Origin of the sequence: Pelagibacterium sp. (assembly GCF_035555455.1) — a bacterium.
Taxonomy (GTDB): domain Bacteria; phylum Pseudomonadota; class Alphaproteobacteria; order Rhizobiales; family Devosiaceae; genus Pelagibacterium.
Genome location: NZ_DATMGM010000058.1, coordinates 26,745 through 45,183, shown reverse-complemented (window position 1 = coordinate 45,183; position 18,439 = coordinate 26,745). Strand labels below are relative to the sequence as shown.

The window sequence follows — 18,439 nt, the reverse complement described above, 5'->3', positions numbered from 1 at the left end:
CCACATATGCACAAACCCTGCCGTCTAGCAGCCTATCGCCCATAATAGACCCCCACTACCCGATGGCAAACCGGCCATTCCTGCCTATACTCTTTAAACTCTTCCGGCGGATTCCATTGTTTTAGGGTCCACTCCTTGTCGGTCCAATTGAGCAGTTGCTTCACCATCGCCTCGTTGTCTGATCCGTCGGGTGGCGTGTGGTAGAGGATTACGTTTGCGCCGCGCGCAGGGGGCAGGTGAGGATTTACTAAGGCTGTATCTCCCTCATTGATCGCAGGAACCATTGAGGTTCCCTTGATCAGCAATCCATAGCCGCCTCTTACGTTTTCAAGTTCAGCCGGACGTTTTACGCGATCGATTTCGTCAAACGTCACGATGACGTGACCGTCCCCGCCCATGGCCGCCGCATAGACGGGCATCGTCCCAGTACCCAGTAGCTCACGGCCCGGAATCAAGGGTGTGGTAGGTCTTGTAGCCACGAGATCAGGCGAGGCGTTCTCTGAATTTGGTTCGTCGCCGGTCAGGAGCCAAGATGCTGTTGTTCCGAGAACGGGGGCAAGCGCATCAATGGTGCGCGAACTCACTCCCGCGTGGATGTCGCCAGCTTGGACTTTGCGGCGCATGTTTCGGATCGCATCAAGCGATAGCCCGGCGTGGCGCGACGCTGCGGTGGCAGACAGTCCGAGTGCCTCTAGGCGAGATTCAATCCGGTCAAGAACGTCTTTTAGCATGGCGCCCATCCTATTTGATGGGTTTTTAAACCGCCATAGGTTAGAATACCGTTGACAATCTCGGTTAAATAACCGATATGGGGGCATGCCTCATGTTTCGCACATCATCGCATTGGCCGATATTTGGCTTGCCGCAACAGATCTCCGTGAGACCACATTGAGCAACCGCCTCTTTGGTGAGAGCAAAAAGCTATCTCTCCTTCGTGGCGGAGCAGATCTCACAACCGGTCGCTATCGGTTGGCGGTGCGGTGGTTCGCTAAAAATTGGCCGGAGGGTGTGGAATGGCCGGAGATCGTACCCGAGCCGAGTAACGCCGCCTGACACGAGTTTAACCGGGTCGGGCAGTCGAAGTGAGAAGCGCGCCAGACCCCAGACATAGGTGAGAAAATGAAACGCGACACAATCGCGACCGGCGAAGCCTTGCCTGATGTTGAAGCGGCAGCCGGTGTTGACGTGACCGATCGGGCTGGCGTGGCGAGCACTGAAACGCTCATCCGTTCGGTCGGTTCATTTGTCACGGCCTGCAACGCGGTCCCATTCGAGGGGCCAGTCACCATTGGTGTGCTCAGCCGCCGCACTCTGGCCAAGGTCTATCTGCGTCGCGCCCTCGACGCCTTTTGCGATGCGCGGGGGATCGAGCGGTTATGAGTGGCCTTTCCAAAACAGAGACCAGTCGGCTTGCTGTCTGTGAGGGCATCATTTCGCGCGGCGTCACCGTCTTCATCGAAGTCGGCAAGGCCCTGACGGAAATTCGCGATGGCAAGCTTTATCGTGCATCCCATAAGACTTTCGAGGCCTACTGCAAGGAGCGGTGGGAGATTGGCCGCTCTCGGGCCTATGACCTTATCGACCAAGCCAAAGTAACTGCATCACTTGAGCAGGCCGGTGTCGATTTGTCCGACGCGTCGGACATTTCTGTTCGCCACGCTCGTGGCCTCAAGGATGATTCCGCCGCCTTAGAGGCCGTTAAGGAGAGGGTCGAGGCCGGCGAACAACCGAACGACGCTATCGGCGCTGTTGTTGAAGCCAAGAGGGCCGCAAAGGCCGAGCAGCAAGCTGAGTACGACCGCCAGCGCGACGAAGCGCGCGAGAACCTTAACGTCGAAGTGAAGGCTTCCGAGGCCCGCAAGGCTGAGCGCTCATTCAATCGTGAACCCTCAAAAGGCGACGACGCTGAGCGCATCGCGTCTCTGCTCTATGAGAACGAGGAGTTGCAGAACATCAATGAGGACCAGAAGGCTGAAATTGATCAGCTTCGGGAAACCCTCACGAAATACGACGACATGGTCGTTGAATATGAGCGCGGTGGCTTCGAGGAAGTTATCGAGGGGCTGCGCGAGCGAATCGGCAACCTCCAGCGCCAGGTCGAGCGCGAGAGCGAGGAAAAAGTTCGGAACCTTCGTTCGGCGGAGTACTGGAAGAAAAAGGCCATCGAGTCTGGCGCAAACGCCGACATCGTCATCGACCTGAAAACGGGTGAGGTGACCCGTGGCTGACGTGGCGACCATTCTTTCCAAAGTGCGGGCGCTGGGCGCGGATATCGTGCTCGACGGCGGCCACATGAAGATCGTCAACCCGCTCAATCTCTCAGATGAACAGCGCACGTGGCTGACGGGCAACTGCGCCTCCATCGAGAACCACCTGCGCACCGTGGAAGCGGATCAGGCCTTTGACGATGGCTCGCCTAAGCCATGGGCCGAGTTCCTTCGGTTTCTGTATGGCGCGCGCCCCGACGGCGTCGACCAATGCGATTGGTCGTGGTTCGTCTCGAAAGCCGATCACGTTGTGCGCGGCGACGTGGAGCCGGCGCCATGAACATGCTGTTTGGCCTCGAACCGCGTGAAATCGACCTCAGGCCCTATCAGGCCGACGCGGTGGAATTGCTCCGCAACGGAATACGCGAGGGCAGGCGGCGCCAGGTGCTCGTCGCTCCCACCGGTGCGGGCAAGACCGAAATGGCGATGAAGATCGTTCAGGAAGCTGAGCGGAAAGGATCGCGCGCCTGGTTCGTCGTCGATCGTGTTGCTCTTATCGATCAGACCAGCGAGCGCTTCGCCTCCTATGGCATTGATCACGGCATTATTCAGGCCGCCCATTTCCTCACGGACTATTCCAAACCCGTTCAGATCGCCAGCGCGCAGACCCTTGCTCGTCGCCAGCTGCGCGAGTTGCCCAGCCTCATCATCTGGGATGAGTGCCACGCGGTCTATAAGTCCATTCTCGATCTGGCGAGCAGGGCAGAGCAGGCCAAGGTCGTCGGCCTCACAGCCACCCCCTTCACGGCTGGGATGGCGGGCCATTGGGACGGGCTGGTCAACAGCACCACCGTCAACAAGCTGCTGGCAGAGGGCTATCTCTCGCCGTTGCGCATCAAGGCATGTGTCAGCCCGGATATGGACGGCGCAAAGAAGAAGTTTACCGGGGAATACGAGGACGAAGAGGCCGGGCAGCGCGGCATTACGATCATCGGCAACGTTGTCGACACCTGGATTGAACAGACTCGCAAGACGTTCGGCGGGCCGGTCAAAACCATCGTCTTTTCGCCGTCGGTCAAACATGGCGAGGAGCTATGCCGTCAGTTTGCCGAGGCTGGGTACAACTTCCAGCAGATCAGTTATCTCGACAAGGACGACGGGGAGCGTCGCGACAAGATCGCTGAGTTCCGCAAGCCCAACAGCGCGATCGATGGACTGGTGTCCTGCGCCGTGCTGACCAAGGGCTTTGACGTTCCAGACGTGCTGTGCGGCATTTCCTGCCGTCCCTATCGTAAGAGTTTTTCCAGCCACATTCAGGAGATGGGCCGCATCATGCGCATCCATCCCGGCAAGGAATTCGGCCTCTGGCTCGATCACTCTGGGAACTGCATTTCCTTCGCCGACGATACGGCATGGCTGTTTGAGTATGGGGTCGACACGCTCTCAACTGCCCAGAAAAAGGACACCGAGGTTCGGGAGCCAACGGAGAAGGTTCGCAAAGAGCGTTTCTGCGGCGAATGCGGGACACAGATGGTCCCGGCGCAGAATGCTTGCCCGGCGTGTGGGTGGGAGCGGCCAGCCCGAGGCGAAATTCAGTATGTTCAGGGCCAGTTGATCGACCTCGATCACGCACCTGCAAAGGCATTCGCTCCTCGAAAAGGGATGCGGGCAGCATGTCTCGACAACCCTCGGAGGGTCTGGAACGCCGCGGTGGTCTATTGCCAGGCGAATAGCCGGAAGGGCGAGGTGGCGGCGCGCAAATGGGCCTATGGGATTTGGCGCGGTATCTATCCCGACAGCACCCTGCCTTTCGGGCTCTACGAAGCTTTCGGCGACGCCAAGACAGTTCGCGAGGACGAATGGGGGCTCATCGAACGTGAGGTCGCCCGCTTCCGGAAATCAAGCCGGAGGCGTGCAGCATGACGCTGGACGAAGCGATTGCCCGCGCCTGTGCATCGGTTGGCATCGTCCCGCCGCGTGGTCGCCAGCCCATGCGCAAATGGATCGCAGCCGATACGCTGGCCAAGAACGGCAAAGGTGATGGCCGGATCATCCTCGATGAGGAACGCGTCACGGCAGTCAATTGGCAGACCGGTGACAAGGCGACGGTCTGGCTTAGGGAAGAGCGCACTGTCGAGGATCGCAAGCGGTACGCCCAGGCACGACGCGCGCAAGACGCCGAGGATCGCAAGAGAGCGGAGCGCGCCGCGGACATAGCTCGTCAAATCATTGCCGCTGCAAGGCCCGGCCCGCATGCCTATCTCGCCCGCAAGGGGTTCCGAGATGAACAGGCTCTGGTCATTGCCAGCAGCGATGTGGCGCGGATAGGGGGCGATTATCTGGTGTCTCCCGGCGCTGGCGAGGCCATCGTTATACCGGCCCGGATCGGCAAGCGGATCACCAGTGTGCAGCTCATCTGGGAAGAGGGGACCAAGAAGTTCCTCTATGGCGGCGAGATGGGCGGTGCGGCGCATCGGATCTCCACCGGTCGCGACACCTGGCTATGCGAAGGCTATGCCACCGCGCTGTCGGTGCGAGCCGCTTTGCAAGGCCTCAACCGGCCCGGCACGATCCTCGTATGCTTTTCCGCGTCTAACGTCACAAGGGTCGCGGGCGCATTGCCCAGACAAGCCAGATGCTTGATCGCCGCCGACAATGACGCGCCGCCCGCCGCTCGCCCAGAGCAGTTTGAAGGCATGGGCGCTGGCGAGTATTTCGCGCGCAAAGCGGGCAGGCCATACGTCATGCCGCCCGAATTGGGCACCGACTTCAACGACTTTCACGTCGATCAGGGCATTTTTGCCGTTCAGCGCTTCCTCATGAAACTGAACCGGGAGGCGCATGTGCCTTAGCGGTGGTCAGGCCGGAAGATGTCACGGCCTCAGCGAGGACGGCGAAAGCTTGAAACGCTTCCGGGATCGGTTTGGTGGACCGCTCGTCGCGCCGGTAACAGCGACACATAGCCTGCACAGAGACCCCAGCGATTGGGGCGGGTAGGGCCGGAAACAGGACGGCCTCCGATACGCAGGGACATCAACACCCACACAGGACGCACCCGGAAATGAGGTGCAGCCTTCCCCTTGTCGCCTGGATGGCTTTGGGAAGGTGCCGCTGCTTAGCGAAGCGCGTGTAGGGCCGACAGGGCAACCCCGGCTCGATCCTCCTACGGACAAGGGAGGAAATCACGTATCCAGGTGTGTAAAGGGCATCCCAGTTCGTGAGCCAGTTACCGCACACTTCGTCCCCGTAGCAGGGCGAAGTGTGCCTTGAACAAACCCGTCCGAAAGCCAACTACGCCCAGCCGAAAGGCCTGAGGGTGATGCAGAGATGGAGACTGATGAGATGAACACTGACAGCGAAATGACTTGTCGCGACCCCGGCCCGCTGCCCGACCTTGATTGGATCGACAAAGGCCTGATTGATGTGGATCCGGCCTATCAGCGCGGGCTCGATGAAAACCGCGTTCTCAAAATCCTTGACTGGTTTTCGTGGAAGAGCTTTGGGGCGCTGGTGCTCGCCAAGGCCGGCGATGGTCGATACCACGCGATTGATGGCCAGCACCGGCTCGAAGCCGCGAAGCGCCACCCCAGCGTCACGCTGGTCCCGTGTACGATCATCGAGACAGATGGAACTGTCGCCGAAGCCGAAACCTTCGTCGCGGTGAATGCAAACCGCAAGAATGTCAGCCCCCTCGAAATGTTCTGGGCGGAACTGGCGGCCAATGACGAGGATGCGCTGACCGTCCGGCAGGTCTGTGAGCGGGCAGGGATCAGGATATTGCGCTATCCCGGCAGCAACGGGAGCTATCGGCCAGGAGAGACTGTCGCGATCGCCCGACTCCGGTCGCTGGTCGGCAGGCACACGGCCATGCGCGCCCGGCAGGTCCTCGAAGTACTCGCCAATGCCGAGCTTGCCCCTGTCACTGGCTTGCAGATCAAGGCCTGCGAGCAACTGATGACCGATCCTGAATATTGCGACCAGATTGAGCCGGAAGCACTGGCGGATGCCATACGCGGCAATGCGGTAATGCTGGACGATGAGGCAGCGGTGTTTGCCGCCACGCACCGCATGCCGAAGTGGAAGGCGCTGGTGTCGGTGTGGTTCAGGAAGACGCGGAAGAAGCGGCGAGCGACATCGTGACAGCCTTGAATGCGGAGCGTCCTTCTGTCAGTAATGAGCCTACTCATCCCGGACCCGGTGAAACTCCGGGTGGCTCTTCCGGCCGCCGATCCGCCGGACACTCAAGATAAAGCTCGTTTCCCGCAGTTCGGCCCGCCCAAGCGGCCCGGACGATCGCTTCGATTGTGTGTTTATGTTCTCGAAAGAAACCATCCGCCGCAACTGGTTCTCCAATATTCGCGCCGATATCCTTGCCGGTATCGTTGTGGCGCTCGCCCTCATCCCCGAGGCCATCGGCTTTTCCATCATCGCGGGGGTCGATCCCCGCGTCGGCCTTTACGCCTCGGTGGTCATCGCCATCGTCATTTCGTTCGCTGGCGGCCGTCCGGCCATGATCTCGGCGGCGACCGCCGCGACGGCGGTGCTGTTTGGGACTCTCGTGCGCGAACATGGCCTGCAATATCTTCTGGCCGCCACCATCCTTGCCGGCGTCATCCAGATCATCGCGGGCTGGCTGCGCATCGGCTATGTTATGCGGTTCGTATCGCGTTCGGTGATGACGGGCTTCGTCAATGCACTCGCCATCCTCATCTTCATGGCGCAATTGCCCGAACTGATCGGGGTGACGTGGGAAACCTACGCGCTGATCGGGGTGGGCCTCGCCATCATCTATCTTTTCCCGAGGCTGACGACCAAAGTGCCTTCACCACTGGTCTGCATCCTTGTCCTGACCGCGCTTGCCCTGATGCTGGGCATCGACATCCGCACGGTTGCCGATCTTGGCGAACTGCCCGACGCGCTGCCGATCCTGCTTTTCCCCGACATTCCGCTCAACCTCGAAACGCTGTGGATCATCCTGCCCACTTCGATCGCCGTGGCCGCCGTGGGCCTTCTGGAAAGTCTTCTCACCGCCTCGATCGTCGACCAGATGACCGACACGAGCAGCGACAAGAACCGGGAAAGCATCGGCCAGGGCATCGCCAATATCGCCAGCGGCATGTTCGGCGGCATGGCCGGGTGCGCGATGATCGGGCAGTCCGTCATCAACGTGAAATCGGGCGGGCGCACGCGGCTTTCAACGTTCACCGCGGGGTCTTTCCTGCTGTTTCTGCTAATAGTGCTCGGCGACCTGGTAGGATTCATTCCCATGCCCGCGCTGGTGGCGATCATGATTATGGTGTCGATCGGCACCTTCAGTTGGACCTCGCTGGCCGATCTCCGCCATCATCCTCGCCGGTCGAGCCTCGTCATGCTGGCAACCGTCATAACCGTCGTCGGCACGCAGAACCTGGCGCTTGGGGTCGGAGTCGGCGTGCTGCTTTCGGGCATCTTCTTTGCCTGGAAGGTCGCGCAGATTTTCCGCGTCACGACTACGCTTTCAGAAGACGGAAAGCATCGGCGCTATCTTGTCGAAGGCCAGATCTTCTTTGCCTCGGCGGATGATTTCCTTTCGGCCTTTGATTTCGGCGAGGCGCTGGAAAGTGTCACAATCGACGTAGGCAAGGCCCATATCTGGGACCTGACCGGCGTCAACGCGATCGATAAGGCCGTCCTCAAATTCCGCAAGGCCGGAACCGAGGTCGAGGTGGTGGGATTGAACGATGCCAGCGCCACCATCATGGACCAGTTGGCCATGCATGATCAGCCTAACGCGATGGAAAAGGTACTTGGACATTAGCGTTGCGCCTAACTGAGCTCTTGACCCTTTAGGTTCTTTGTTCCATATTCGTTCTCTCGCTTCGACTGCCCGGCCTCTCATTCATCCGAGAGGTCGATCTATGTCTAAGCCCCGTTCGGGCCCCAAGACCAAGCCGCTCACCTATGAGCAGGCCGTTGCCGCGCTTCCCGCCGCACAGGCGGAGTTGAGCGCTGGCGTTCACGATCATTCCCCAGAATACCGGAAGTGCGTCGAGCAGCTGAACGAGCTTTATGCCGTCATGGCCCGTGACATGGCCGCGACAGAGCTTGCCCGGCGGCGCTACAACGACCTCGTCGCTATCGTCAACAAAGGCAAGGACGAGCCCAAGAAGGTGATCGCCAGCCGCCTGACGGACGATCCGAGTGTCACCAAGGGACTGCTGGAGGCGGTGGCCAGCGGCGAGGTCGAAACCCAGCACGAGGAACGGAAGTTCACGCCGCACAACATGGTGATTCTGATCGGCGGGCTGGCCCGGGTGAAGTCACGGACTGAGGCTCAGACTCTCGCGGCGATCCGGTATGCCAAGCTGTTCGACCTGTCCCAGATTGGCGGAGCGCGCGCGATCGATTACGAGCAGGTCAAGGTCGATACGTCTGGGCCGCAACAGGATCAGATCACAGTTGCCCAGGATGATGCCCGACGCGAGCTGGCAGACGCGCGGCAGGCCCTCAGCACTCGTGCAGCAGGAATTGTCGACGCGGTAGTAATCGGTGGGGCCTCGGTCCGCAAGTTGGCGGCAAAGCTCGGCCACGGCGGCAGCGGCAAAGCGCGGCGCAAAGCGGAAAAGGAACTGCTCGATGCTATGAGCGTGCTGGTCGAGTTCTTCAAGCTGGACCCGCCGGCCAAATCCCGTACCCACCGTTGGGGTGACGGTAGCAAAGCCGTGATTATCGAAGATGAGAACGGAAACCCTGTTCAAAACGCAGAAGCGGCGTAGGGTGGCCCCTCTGGCCCCCCTTGCGTAGGGGGCCAAATCACCCTATGTTCACGTTATGTTGGTGTTTCGCGCCATTGAACAAGGCTCGCTTCGGCGGGCCTTTTGCGTTTCTACCTCCCACATCGATACGGCAGCCAAACATTCTTATGGCGCTGCCAGGAAGTTCATGACAATAACGCCCAGTTTGGCTGCGAGGAGCAGCTACCTAGAGGGATATATTCTCATGAAAATTCTTAAAATCGGGGCTGTCGCCACGATCTCAGCCATGATGGCCATAGCGCCAGTCGCCGCAAATGATGTTGAGTTCACGTTGGTCAACGATTCCAGCTATATATTGACCTATTTTTACGCGTCTCCCAGCAGTGACGATTCATGGGGCGATGACCTGCTCGATGAAGTCGGAATTCTGGAGCCAGGCTATGAAGGCACCGTGTTTATCGGGGGCGGATCAGACGAGTGCATTTACGACTTCCGGTTCGAGACTGCCGAGGGGCCTGAACTCGAAGTGGCAGAAATCGATATCTGTGAGTTGGAAAGCTACACGCTGGTCGATGAGTGATTTTGCAGCCGCGTCACCTGCTCGGGTGGCGCGGTCTGTTTCTCCAACTGCTTCCGAAATGGAAGTGGTTCGAAAAGCAGGTAGCAAGACCCAGCACGCTACCGTACTCCCGCTGGGTTACTCATCAAAAGGGCACTCCACAAAAGGCTGTCATGGAGGTAGCGTTCGCCTCCGGACGCGGCGTCATTGGCGAAGGAGTGCTTACAGCGTGAATGTTCATCCTTATATCCGGATCGGAGTTCTTTTTCTGGGCCTGAGTGTCATCTGGCTCTTTATGATGTTGGCCACTGGGAACCATCAGTATTCGCTGAGTAGGCACGTCTTAAACGCCGCATTAGCCAGTGCCCTCACAGTCCCATTGATCGCCCTTTTGCGTAGTCGTCTGGACAGAGGCACCCTTGCGGGACTGGGCTTGCCGTTTTCTTCAGCAGCAATCAGACCATTGATAGTTGGTGCAGTAGCATTTGTCCTGCCGTCGCTCACCGGAATTGCAATTGTTTTGATTTTGGGGTGGTCAAGCATCGTGCCGCAATTCCCGATGGCCGAGATCATCGCATTCGTTCCACTACTTATCATCTTGGTGTTTTTCTTTGAGGCGCTGCCGGAAGAGCTGGCGTTTCGCGGCTATATCTACGCAGCCTTGGCTGAACGTCATTCCCGCATAGTTTCCATTATCGTTCAGTCTGCACTGTTCGCGTGTTGGGGAGCGGCATTATGGACTATCTCAACAGGAACTGTCGCTTTGGATCGCTTCGTTATGTTCGCCGCGGTTGCTTTCGTGCTCGGCCTGGTGAGGGTGATGACTGGTTCGGTATGGGCTTGTGTCGGCCTTCACACGGCGTGGCAGACAACGGCACAGTTGATCCTGCATGCGAATAGGGGGCACTTCGCTGTAGATGGCGCTGAGATGCTGCAAATGATTGCGTTCGGCGTGGTCCCATTCTCACTAGTTGCGCTCATCGTGGGGCTGTTATATCGCGCGCCAGTCGGCTGGCTCCAAGTGGAGGGTACGGTGGGCAGAGCGTAGCATATCGGGCCGATCTCACTGGCCAACAACAGGGGAACGCCCAATGCCCCGCAAGCCACCATCCCGCAAGCCCGCCGCCCAACTGAGCAGTCCAGCAGCGAGCAAGTAAGGCAGGAGTATCATGGCCCGCCTCAAGACCATCAAGCCCATGGTGGCAACACTCAAGCCTCAGCTCACTGCCGCCGTCCAGCACGAGACTCCACGCCTCCGAGGCAGGGCAGGGGTAAAGCAGCGTCACCGCCGCATGCTCCGCACCAACTACATGTGCGAGCTCTGCCAAGCCAAAGGCATCATCACCGTCGCCACCGTAGTGGATCACATAGTCCCCCTTGCCCTTGGTGGCACAGACGATGACAGCAACACCCGCAACCTTTGCGATGAACACCACCGCATCGTCACTGCCGAGCAGTTCGGGCGAGAGGTCAGGCCGACACCGGACCGCTATCGCCGCCGCTGACCCTGGGGGGGGGTATTCGAAAGTTCAAAAACCGGGCCGAGCGGACACCCGCGCCCCCCTCACGCAGAGATTTTTTCCTCCCTCAGATTACGCAGTGCGTACCAAGTGCGAACTGGAAGTCATGACGAACAAGAAACAGCCGATCGATTGGGCCGCCATCGAGAAGGACTATCGCGGCACAACCCGCAGTATCCGGGAGATTGCGGCGTGGTTCTCGATCACCGAAGGCGCGATCCGCAAACGCGCGAAAAAGCATGGCTGGGTACGCGAAGCGGTCGAAGCCAGTACGCAGGCGGAAACCGTGGAGCCGGTGCGTATTCCCCGGCCCATCGCCGATGTGCCCAAGGTCGAGGAAGTCATCGGGCGCGGGCGCAACCTGGCCGATCGGCTGCTCGATGAACTGACAGCCGAAACGATGCACCTGGGCGAGCTTGAGGCCATCATCATGATGAACGAAGTCGACCCTGACCGGGTGGCAGCGCTCAAGCAGGCGGTGAGCTTGCCGGTACGCGCCAAGACGCTTCAGACCATCGCGCTGGCGCTCAAGACGATGGGCGAGACGGCGGACGGAGGCCGGAGCGGTAAGAAGGCAGCACGTCAGGCCCGGGCAGAAGGCGCGGCTGGCGGGGGCAGTAAGTTCGCCGCACCGAGTGCTCCCAAGCTTGTGGTCGACAATAAGCGATGATCTGGAGCACGGCCTGCCCGGATTGGGCGGAACGGATTGTTGCCGGTCATTCCCTGATCCCGAGCAAACCGCTGTTCCCGAGCGAGGCGCAGGCGGCGCTGGACGTGTTCAAGGCGCTGCGCATTGTCGACGCACCCGGCAGACCGACGTTTGGCGAGGCGGGCGGGCAGTGGGTCTTTGATTTCGTTGAGGCGGTGTTCGGGGCCTATGACGCGGACAGCGGTCAGAGGCTGATCAGCGAGTTCTTCCTGTGCGTTGCCAAGAAGAACGGCAAGTCGACCATCGCCGCCGGGATCATGCTCACGGCGCTGATCCGCAACTGGCGGGACTCGAACGAACTGATCATCGTCGCGCCGACCATCAAGGCGGCAGACAACTCGTTCAAGCCCGCTGCCGACATGGTGCGGGCTGATCCCGAACTGAACGCGGCCGAGGAAGGGTTCCTGCACATTCAGGATCACCTTCGGACCATCACGCATTTGAAGACGGGCGCAACACTACGGGTGCTGGCGGCAGATACCGGGACGGTGGCGGGCAACAAATCTGCCTTCGTGCTGGTCGACGAGCTTTGGGAGTTCGGCTCGAAGAAGGGCGCCGACGCGATGATGCGCGAGGCGGCGGGCGGGCGGGTGGCGCGCCCCGAAGGGTTCCTGATCTCGATCACGACGCAAAGCGATGCGCCGCCGGCGGGGGTGTTCAAGGACAAGCTCGACTATGCCCGCCAGGTTCGGGACGGCGAGATCGAGGACAAGAAGTTCCTGCCGGTGATCTATGAATTTCCGCAGGCCATGATCGACAGTGAGGCTTATGCCAAGCCGGAGAACTTTTTCATCACGAACCCCTATATCGGCCATACCGAATGGGGGCGGGAGTGGATCGCGGACGAGCTCGACAAGGAGCGGGCCAAGGGGCCGGAGACGCGCAACGTCTTCCTTGCCAAGCACCTCAACATCGAGATTGGGATGAACCTGCGCGCCAATCGCTGGCCCGGCGCGGATTTCTGGCCGGTGCGGGCTGATCGGGCGATCACCTATGAGGCGCTGCTCGATGAGTGCGAGGTGATCGTGCCCGGACTCGACGGTGGCGGGCTCGATGACCTGTTCGGCCTGACATTGCTGGGGCGTCACAAGGCAACGCGTGACTGGTGGGCTTGGTCCAAGGCCTGGGCGCATCAGGGTGTGCTGGAGCGGCGGAAGTCGATCGCGCCACGGCTGCGGGATTTCGAGCAGGCTGGAGAACTGATCATCGTCGATGACGAGTTGGAGGACATTTCCTCGATCATCGAAATCATCGCCGAGATCAAGCAGCGCGGAAAGCTCGGGCCGGTGGCGGTTGACCCGGCAGGGCTGGGCGAATTGCTCGAAGCGCTCGATGAAATCGGCGTCACCCAGGAGGATGGGCTGCTGATCGGCGCGCCGCAGGGCTTTGGCATGATGAACGCGATCAAGACGGCGGAGCGCAAGCTGGCCAATGGAACGCTGCGCCATGCCGGTCAGGACCTGATGGCGTGGTGCGTGAGTAACCTCAAGATCGAGCCGACCGCAACGGCAATCCGGGCGACCAAACAGAACGCGGGTGACGCCAAGATCGACCCGGCCATGGCGCTGTTCAACGCGGTGACTGTGATGATGCGCAATCCGGAGGCCAAGCAGTCCGGACACCTTGACGATTATCTTCGAAGCCTTGCGGAGACGGCATGAACCTGTTGCAGAAAATGCTGGCTCCGTTCCTTGCCAAGTCGGCAGTGTCGGACCCGCCGCCGCGTATGTTGTCGCTGACGGAGCCGCGCGGCTGGGGCATCGAGCCGTCGTTTTCGGGGGAGAGTGTCGGGGCGCAGGATGTTCTGGCGCTCTCGACCGCCTGGGCTTGCGTGAACCTGATCGCTGGGACCATCGGCGCGTTGCCGCTGATGATCTATCGCTCCGACGAAAACGGCGGGCGCACGGTCGCGCGGGATCACGCGCTCTATCGCATTTTGCACGACAGCCCGAACGCGCATCAGACGGCGCTCGACTTTCTGGAGTTCGTGTCGGCCAGCCTTGAGCTGCAAGGCAATGGGATCGCCCGCAAGCTTCGGAACGGGCAGCGCGAGATTGTCGGGCTGGCACCTGTTCCTTGGGACGTGGTCACAGTCACGCGGCAGTCTACCGGACGCTTGCGCTACAGCTGGACCGAGAATGGCCAGCGCTTCGAGCTTGATCAGGATGACGTGCTGCATATCCGCGGGTTCGGTGGCGGGCCGCTCGGGGGCCTATCCACGCTCACCTATGGCCGTCAGACGTTCGGACTGGCCAAGGCAATTGAGAAATCGGCAGGCGGGACTTTTGCCAACGGCATGCGCCCCAGCGTGGTCCTCGCCTACAAGGAATGGCTGACGCCCGAACAGCGCGACCTTGTTGAAGGCAAGCTTGAGGAAAAATATGTCGGCGCGATCAATGCCGGTCGGCCTTTCATCGTCGAGGGCGGTCAGACAGTAACGCCGCTGTCGATGAACCCGGAAGACGCCCAGATGCTGCAATCGCGGGGCTTTTCGGTCGAGGAAGTCTGCCGGTTCTTTGGGGTGCCACCGTTCATGGTGGGGCACACCGAGAAATCGACCAGTTGGGGCACCGGCCTTGAGCAGCAAACGCTGGGTTTCCAGAAGTTTACCCTGCGCCGCCGTCTCGCCCGGATCGAGCAGGCGATGCGCAAGCAGCTCCTGACGGCGGAAGACCGGGCGGCAGGGATTACAATCGAGTTCAGCATTGAGGGGCTGCTGCGGGGCGACAGCGCGGCGCGCGCTGCGTTCTACCAGCGCATGAGCCAGATGGGCGCGATGACGATCAACGAAATTCGCCAGCTGGAAAATCTGCCGCCGGTCGAAGGTGGGGACATTCCGCGTATGCAGATGCAGAACGTGCCGATCACCGAAGCCGGCAAAGAAGGAGCCGACAATGCTCAGGTTTAAGGATGCCACGATCGATCTGACCCGCACCGCGCCTGTCCTCGACATTAAGGAGCTGCGGGATACGGGCGAATTCGAAGGTTATGGCTCGACGTTCGGCGGAGAGCCGGACAGTTATGGCGACGTGATTGCGTCCGGTGCCTTTAAGGACAGCCTTGCCGAGCACCAGGCCAACGGAACGATGCCCAAGCTGTTCTGGCAGCACAACCGAGACGAACCGATCGGCAAGTGGGTGGAGGCGAAAGAAGACGCGAAGGGCCTCTATCTCAAGGGCAAGCTCAACATGGGCGTCCAGCGAGCCCGCGAGGCCTATGAGCTGCTCAAAGAGGGCGATATCGACGGCCTCTCGATCGGGTATCGCATCAAGGCCTATTCCGTCGATACCGACACCGGTGTCTGGACGCTGGAAAAGCTCGACCTCAAAGAGGTGTCGATTGTTTCGATCGGCGCAAACGATCGGGCGACCATCTCCAGCGTTAAGGCGGCAAAGGCCGCATACGAACTCACGGACAAGCTCAAGGCCGGGGACCGGCTGACCGAGCGGGAATTCGAGACATGGCTCAAGGGATTGGGCTTCTCGAATTCGCAGGCGGAGCGTACCGCGCGCATCCACCTGAAAGGGCAGGGGGAACCTGCCGGTGCGGAAGATGAACGCCTCGCATTAATGCGGGCAATCCTGGGTCGCTAGACCCTTCCCATACATTATCGGAGGTTCCCATGTCGGAACAGAAAACCCGCGAAGAGCTCGCGGAAGAGATCAAGGCTGCCCAGTCCAAGATCGTCAAAGAAGAGGTCGACAAAGTCCGCGGTGAGTTTGAAGACTTCATCGGCAAGTCGGCCAAGGACGGAAAGCTGTCCGAGACCATCAAGGGCGATATCGACCAGGCGCTGACCAAACTCAACGCTACCCTCGATGAAAAGTTTGCCGATATCGATCAGCAGTTCGCTGCCGGGGGCGGCGGGAGCGACGATGAGTTCAAATCGTTCGGTGACCAGTTCATCGAAGACGAGCGCGTCAAATCTTTCCTGTCTGGTGATCCGTCCAGCGGCAAGATCGATATGCGTTTCAAGGCAACGATCACCAGCGCCACCACCAACGCTGCGGGCTCCGCGGGGGCCGGGGTTGAGACCACCCGCCTGCCGGGCATCCTTGAGCTGCCCCAGCGCCGCCTGACTGTGCGTGATCTGATCTCGCCTGGCCGGATGGACGGCAACTCGCTCGAATATGTGCGCGAAACCGGGTTCACCAACAACGCCGCTGGCGTCGCGGAAGGCGCGGCCAAGCCGTCGTCCGATCTCCAGTTCGATCTGGTGACCACCTCGGCCAAGGTGATCGCGCACTGGATGAAGGCATCCAAGCAGATCCTTTCGGACTTCTCCCAGCTCCGCTCGATCATCGACCAGCGCCTGATGTACGGGCTGGCCTATGTTGAGGAGGATCAGCTGCTCAATGGTGATGGCACTGGTCAGAACCTGCACGGCATCCTGCCCCAGGCAACGGCCTTTGCGATCCCCACCGGTGCAGTTGCCCCGGCACCGATGACGTCAATCGACACGCTGCGGCTGGCCATGCTGCAGGCCGCTCTGGCTGAATATCCGGCCACCGGCCACGTGCTCAACCCGATCGACTGGGCCAATATCGAGCTGACCAAGGACAACGAAGGCCGTTACATCATCGGCAATCCACAGGGTACGGCGCAGCCGAACATGTGGGGTCTGCCGGTCGTGGCCACTCAGGCCATGGATGTCGGCACGTTCCTCACCGGTGCGTTCCGTCTCGGTGCCCAGCTGTTCGACCGCTGGGATGCGCGTGTTGAGGTCGGCTACGTCAATGATGACTTCACCCGTAACCTTGTGACGATCCTCGCAGAGGAACGCCTTGCGCTGGCTCTGTACCGTCCCGAAGCCTTCATCACCGGACCCATTAATCCGGCAGTTGAAGCGCCCGGTGGCGGCGACTGATCTCGTTCGGCTCATCAAGGAGGGCGGTTTGCGCCGCCCTCTCTATGAACCGAAAGGAGCTCCCCCATGAAATACGACGTTCTGCGCCAGCACATTGGCGACAAGCGCTATGCCAAGGGCGACGTGCGCGAGGCCGAGCCCCGCGACGTGGCGCACCTGATTAAGGCCGGCATCCTTGCCGAGCAGAAGACCAAGAAAGAACCCGCGCCCAAAAACAAGGCCGAGCCTGCCCCGAAAAACAAGGCTGACGCCAAGAAGGATTGATCATGGCTGATATCGTCATCAAGAGCCTGGGGCCGCTGTGGGAGCTCGAAGAGGTTAAGCTGCACCTCCGCGTCGATGATGACGATGAGGATGACCTGATCAAAGCCTATATGGCGGCGGCTGAAAAGGCGCTGCTGCGGTTCTGCAACCTGTCACTGGTCCCGTTCGGGCAAGAGGCGGTATTCAAGGCGGCAGGGTTCATCACCGTGAGCGCCTTCTATGATAACCGGCTTATGACCGGTAGCGAGGACGGCATTCCTTCCGCCGCTCGTGCGCTTGTCTGGCCCTATCGCTGGTTGCCGATCTGATGGCGCGCAAGATCGACGCCGGGAGCCTCGACCGCCGCATTGCCCTCGAGCGCTACGGCGTCACCCGAGACGAATGGAACAACCCGATTGAAGGCTGGGCTGAACTGGCAAAGGTCTGGGCAGAAAAGCGGGATGTCAGCGATACCGAGCGGTTGCGTGGCGCTGAGGTTGGCTCGACGCTCACCACGCGGTTCGTGATCCGGTGGAACAAGAAGGTCACTGACCTCAACACCAAAGATCGGCTGACCTGTGACGGGCTGATTTACGGCGTCGTCGGCGTCAAGGAGCTTGGGCGGCGCGAGTATATCGAGATCACGGCGGCGGCGCGGTCCGACCTGTTCAATCTGACGCCCGCACCGGAGCCCGGGCCATGAAGCCGGTGAGGGTGAAAATTGAAGGCCTGCGCGAGGTCGATGCCGCCCTGCAGGAACTAAAATTGCGCACAGCGAGAAACATTACGCGCAAGGCTCTCAATGACGGTGGCGAGATCATTGCCCAGGATATGCGAGCCCGAGCTCCGGTCGATGAAGGTAACCTTCGGGAAAGCATTTCCGTTTCTGGAACGCTCTCACGGCGCCAGAGGGGCTTACATCGAAAGCGATCTGACCAAGAGCGCTTTGTCGGCCCGGACAATCGGCCAGCGGCTCATCTGCGTGAATTCGGTGGCGATGGCTATCCGCCGCACCCGTATGCCCGCCCGGCCTTCGACAGCAAGAAAGAGGGAGCGCTCAAGCGAATCACAGACCGCCTCATGGTCGACGTTGAGCAAGCCGTCCAACGTGCCAAGGCGAGGGGGAACGCCAAATGATCGACCTTGAGGATAGGCTCGCTGCCCTGCTGCTATCCGATCCCGCCATCAAGGCGCTCGTCGGAAATAACTGCGACTGGAACCGTTCATCTCAAGGGGTTACAGGGCCGCGCATCATCATGTTCCTGATTTCGGCGCCGGTCGTCTACCGCATGAATGGGCCGGTCAAGCACTTCATGACCCGCGTGCAGATCGACTGCCGCGCCGAGACGGACATGCAGTCACGCGATCTCGGCAAGGCCGTGGACGAGTTCATCAGCGGCTACAAAGGCACGTTCGGCGGCGTCTTTATCGACGGCGTGTTCCGCGACGGCAAGCAGAGCGCCACAGAGCGCGACAGTAACTCGGGCAACGCCGCATTGCAGTGGTTCGCCCGCAAGCTCGACTACCGCTTCTATTGGGCACCTGCCCAGCCATAGCCCGCTAACCCCGCGCCCTGGGCTGGCGCACCTTCACATCATTG

The 18,439-nt window shown here is 60.4% G+C and carries 22 protein-coding genes and 1 other annotated feature; of the genes, 21 read left to right on the top strand and 1 reads right to left on the bottom strand.

What is annotated here, in order from left to right; genetic code table 11:
* Positions 1-32 precede the first annotated feature (32 nt).
* Positions 33-731 carry an XRE family transcriptional regulator gene (locus tag VNS12_RS10710; protein WP_325487826.1) on the bottom strand — a complete coding sequence of 233 codons (699 nt, stop codon included), beginning with the start codon at positions 729-731 and terminating at the stop codon, positions 33-35.
* 388 nt (positions 732-1,119) lie between these two features.
* Here VNS12_RS10710 and VNS12_RS10705 point away from each other — a divergent pair, with 388 nt between their 5' ends.
* From VNS12_RS10705 to VNS12_RS10605, 21 genes are all read left to right on the top strand, one after another.
* Positions 1,120-1,380, top strand: coding sequence for a hypothetical protein (locus VNS12_RS10705; protein WP_325487825.1), 261 nt, complete (start codon positions 1,120-1,122; stop codon positions 1,378-1,380).
* Positions 1,377-2,228 (top strand): hypothetical protein, encoded by an 852-nt coding sequence (locus VNS12_RS10700; protein ID WP_325487824.1) that lies wholly within the window; start codon positions 1,377-1,379, stop codon positions 2,226-2,228. The genes VNS12_RS10705 and VNS12_RS10700 overlap by 4 nt, the downstream gene beginning before the upstream one ends.
* On the top strand, positions 2,221-2,547 hold the full coding sequence (locus VNS12_RS10695) for a hypothetical protein (RefSeq protein WP_325487823.1): 327 nt from the start codon (positions 2,221-2,223) through the stop codon (positions 2,545-2,547). The genes VNS12_RS10700 and VNS12_RS10695 overlap by 8 nt, the downstream gene beginning before the upstream one ends.
* Positions 2,544-4,130 carry a DEAD/DEAH box helicase gene (locus VNS12_RS10690; protein WP_325487822.1) on the top strand — a complete coding sequence of 529 codons (1,587 nt, stop codon included), beginning with the start codon at positions 2,544-2,546 and terminating at the stop codon, positions 4,128-4,130. The genes VNS12_RS10695 and VNS12_RS10690 overlap by 4 nt, the downstream gene beginning before the upstream one ends.
* The gene (locus tag VNS12_RS10685) at positions 4,127-5,059 is read left to right on the top strand and encodes a toprim domain-containing protein (protein ID WP_325487821.1); all 933 of its coding nucleotides are present in this window, start codon (positions 4,127-4,129) and stop codon (positions 5,057-5,059) included. Before VNS12_RS10690 ends, VNS12_RS10685 begins: the two co-directional genes overlap by 4 nt.
* A gap of 490 nt (positions 5,060-5,549) precedes the next feature.
* Complete coding sequence (locus VNS12_RS10680; RefSeq protein ID WP_325487820.1) at positions 5,550-6,347, top strand: DUF6551 family protein; 798 nt, start codon at positions 5,550-5,552, stop codon at positions 6,345-6,347.
* A 47-nt stretch (positions 6,348-6,394) separates the two neighbouring features.
* Positions 6,395-6,450 (top strand) — a sequence feature (sul1 is cis-regulatory element that is thought to sense ions involved in sulfur or methionine metabolism; They are found in Alphaproteobacteria).
* A gap of 69 nt (positions 6,451-6,519) precedes the next feature.
* Positions 6,520-8,004, top strand: coding sequence for a SulP family inorganic anion transporter (locus VNS12_RS10675; RefSeq protein WP_325487819.1), 1,485 nt, complete (start codon positions 6,520-6,522; stop codon positions 8,002-8,004).
* A 100-nt stretch (positions 8,005-8,104) separates the two neighbouring features.
* Entirely contained in the window at positions 8,105-8,962 is an 858-nt protein-coding gene (locus tag VNS12_RS10670; protein ID WP_325487818.1) for a hypothetical protein, read from the top strand.
* A 223-nt stretch (positions 8,963-9,185) separates the two neighbouring features.
* Positions 9,186-9,521 (top strand): hypothetical protein, encoded by a 336-nt coding sequence (locus tag VNS12_RS10665; protein WP_325487817.1) that lies wholly within the window; start codon positions 9,186-9,188, stop codon positions 9,519-9,521.
* 208 nt (positions 9,522-9,729) lie between these two features.
* Positions 9,730-10,548, top strand: a complete 819-nt coding sequence (locus VNS12_RS10660; protein WP_325487816.1) for a CPBP family intramembrane glutamic endopeptidase — start codon at positions 9,730-9,732, stop codon at positions 10,546-10,548.
* 121 nt (positions 10,549-10,669) lie between these two features.
* Positions 10,670-11,005: an HNH endonuclease gene (locus VNS12_RS10655; protein ID WP_325487815.1), complete on the top strand. Its 336-nt coding sequence runs from the start codon at positions 10,670-10,672 to the stop codon at positions 11,003-11,005.
* Between the two features lie 121 nt (positions 11,006-11,126).
* Positions 11,127-11,690 carry a hypothetical protein gene (locus tag VNS12_RS10650; protein WP_325487814.1) on the top strand — a complete coding sequence of 188 codons (564 nt, stop codon included), beginning with the start codon at positions 11,127-11,129 and terminating at the stop codon, positions 11,688-11,690.
* Complete coding sequence (locus VNS12_RS10645; protein ID WP_325487813.1) at positions 11,687-13,390, top strand: terminase large subunit; 1,704 nt, start codon at positions 11,687-11,689, stop codon at positions 13,388-13,390. Before VNS12_RS10650 ends, VNS12_RS10645 begins: the two co-directional genes overlap by 4 nt.
* Positions 13,387-14,637 (top strand): phage portal protein, encoded by a 1,251-nt coding sequence (locus VNS12_RS10640; protein ID WP_325487812.1) that lies wholly within the window; start codon positions 13,387-13,389, stop codon positions 14,635-14,637. Before VNS12_RS10645 ends, VNS12_RS10640 begins: the two co-directional genes overlap by 4 nt.
* Positions 14,624-15,322: an HK97 family phage prohead protease gene (locus VNS12_RS10635; RefSeq protein WP_325487811.1), complete on the top strand. Its 699-nt coding sequence runs from the start codon at positions 14,624-14,626 to the stop codon at positions 15,320-15,322. The genes VNS12_RS10640 and VNS12_RS10635 overlap by 14 nt, the downstream gene beginning before the upstream one ends.
* 29 nt (positions 15,323-15,351) lie before the next feature.
* Positions 15,352-16,596, top strand: a complete 1,245-nt coding sequence (locus VNS12_RS10630; protein ID WP_325487810.1) for a phage major capsid protein — start codon at positions 15,352-15,354, stop codon at positions 16,594-16,596.
* A gap of 66 nt (positions 16,597-16,662) precedes the next feature.
* Positions 16,663-16,860 (top strand): hypothetical protein, encoded by a 198-nt coding sequence (locus tag VNS12_RS10625; RefSeq protein WP_325487809.1) that lies wholly within the window; start codon positions 16,663-16,665, stop codon positions 16,858-16,860.
* 2 nt (positions 16,861-16,862) lie between these two features.
* A complete protein-coding gene (locus VNS12_RS10620) occupies positions 16,863-17,168 on the top strand; it encodes a head-tail connector protein (RefSeq protein ID WP_325487808.1) in 306 nt (101 codons plus the stop codon).
* Complete coding sequence (locus tag VNS12_RS10615) at positions 17,168-17,542, top strand: phage head closure protein (RefSeq protein WP_325487807.1); 375 nt, start codon at positions 17,168-17,170, stop codon at positions 17,540-17,542. The genes VNS12_RS10620 and VNS12_RS10615 overlap by 1 nt, the downstream gene beginning before the upstream one ends.
* Positions 17,539-17,976, top strand: a complete 438-nt coding sequence (locus tag VNS12_RS10610) for an HK97-gp10 family putative phage morphogenesis protein (protein WP_325487806.1) — start codon at positions 17,539-17,541, stop codon at positions 17,974-17,976. The genes VNS12_RS10615 and VNS12_RS10610 overlap by 4 nt, the downstream gene beginning before the upstream one ends.
* Entirely contained in the window at positions 17,973-18,395 is a 423-nt protein-coding gene (locus VNS12_RS10605; RefSeq protein WP_325487805.1) for a hypothetical protein, read from the top strand. Before VNS12_RS10610 ends, VNS12_RS10605 begins: the two co-directional genes overlap by 4 nt.
* Positions 18,396-18,439 lie beyond the last annotated feature (44 nt).

Excerpts from the sequence above, each read along its gene's own strand:
- VNS12_RS10665 (WP_325487817.1), top strand. The coding sequence starts at position 9,186 with ATGAAAATTCTTAAAATCGGGGCTGTCGCCACGATCTCAGCCATGATG.
- VNS12_RS10675 (WP_325487819.1), top strand. The coding sequence starts at position 6,520 with ATGTTCTCGAAAGAAACCATCCGCCGCAACTGGTTCTCCAATATTCGC.
- VNS12_RS10635 (WP_325487811.1), top strand. The coding sequence starts at position 14,624 with ATGCTCAGGTTTAAGGATGCCACGATCGATCTGACCCGCACCGCGCCT.
- VNS12_RS10610 (WP_325487806.1), top strand. The coding sequence starts at position 17,539 with ATGAAGCCGGTGAGGGTGAAAATTGAAGGCCTGCGCGAGGTCGATGCC.
- VNS12_RS10670 (WP_325487818.1), top strand. The coding sequence starts at position 8,105 with ATGTCTAAGCCCCGTTCGGGCCCCAAGACCAAGCCGCTCACCTATGAG.
- VNS12_RS10650 (WP_325487814.1), top strand. The coding sequence starts at position 11,127 with ATGACGAACAAGAAACAGCCGATCGATTGGGCCGCCATCGAGAAGGAC.
- VNS12_RS10680 (WP_325487820.1), top strand. The coding sequence starts at position 5,550 with ATGAACACTGACAGCGAAATGACTTGTCGCGACCCCGGCCCGCTGCCC.
- VNS12_RS10710 (WP_325487826.1), bottom strand. The coding sequence starts at position 731 with ATGCTAAAAGACGTTCTTGACCGGATTGAATCTCGCCTAGAGGCACTC.
- VNS12_RS10645 (WP_325487813.1), top strand. The coding sequence starts at position 11,687 with ATGATCTGGAGCACGGCCTGCCCGGATTGGGCGGAACGGATTGTTGCC.
- VNS12_RS10690 (WP_325487822.1), top strand. The coding sequence starts at position 2,544 with ATGAACATGCTGTTTGGCCTCGAACCGCGTGAAATCGACCTCAGGCCC.
- VNS12_RS10705 (WP_325487825.1), top strand. The coding sequence starts at position 1,120 with ATGAAACGCGACACAATCGCGACCGGCGAAGCCTTGCCTGATGTTGAA.
- VNS12_RS10620 (WP_325487808.1), top strand. The coding sequence starts at position 16,863 with ATGGCTGATATCGTCATCAAGAGCCTGGGGCCGCTGTGGGAGCTCGAA.
- VNS12_RS10640 (WP_325487812.1), top strand. The coding sequence starts at position 13,387 with ATGAACCTGTTGCAGAAAATGCTGGCTCCGTTCCTTGCCAAGTCGGCA.
- VNS12_RS10655 (WP_325487815.1), top strand. The coding sequence starts at position 10,670 with ATGGCCCGCCTCAAGACCATCAAGCCCATGGTGGCAACACTCAAGCCT.
- VNS12_RS10630 (WP_325487810.1), top strand. The coding sequence starts at position 15,352 with ATGTCGGAACAGAAAACCCGCGAAGAGCTCGCGGAAGAGATCAAGGCT.
- VNS12_RS10615 (WP_325487807.1), top strand. The coding sequence starts at position 17,168 with ATGGCGCGCAAGATCGACGCCGGGAGCCTCGACCGCCGCATTGCCCTC.
- VNS12_RS10605 (WP_325487805.1), top strand. The coding sequence starts at position 17,973 with ATGATCGACCTTGAGGATAGGCTCGCTGCCCTGCTGCTATCCGATCCC.
- VNS12_RS10685 (WP_325487821.1), top strand. The coding sequence starts at position 4,127 with ATGACGCTGGACGAAGCGATTGCCCGCGCCTGTGCATCGGTTGGCATC.
- VNS12_RS10625 (WP_325487809.1), top strand. The coding sequence starts at position 16,663 with ATGAAATACGACGTTCTGCGCCAGCACATTGGCGACAAGCGCTATGCC.
- VNS12_RS10700 (WP_325487824.1), top strand. The coding sequence starts at position 1,377 with ATGAGTGGCCTTTCCAAAACAGAGACCAGTCGGCTTGCTGTCTGTGAG.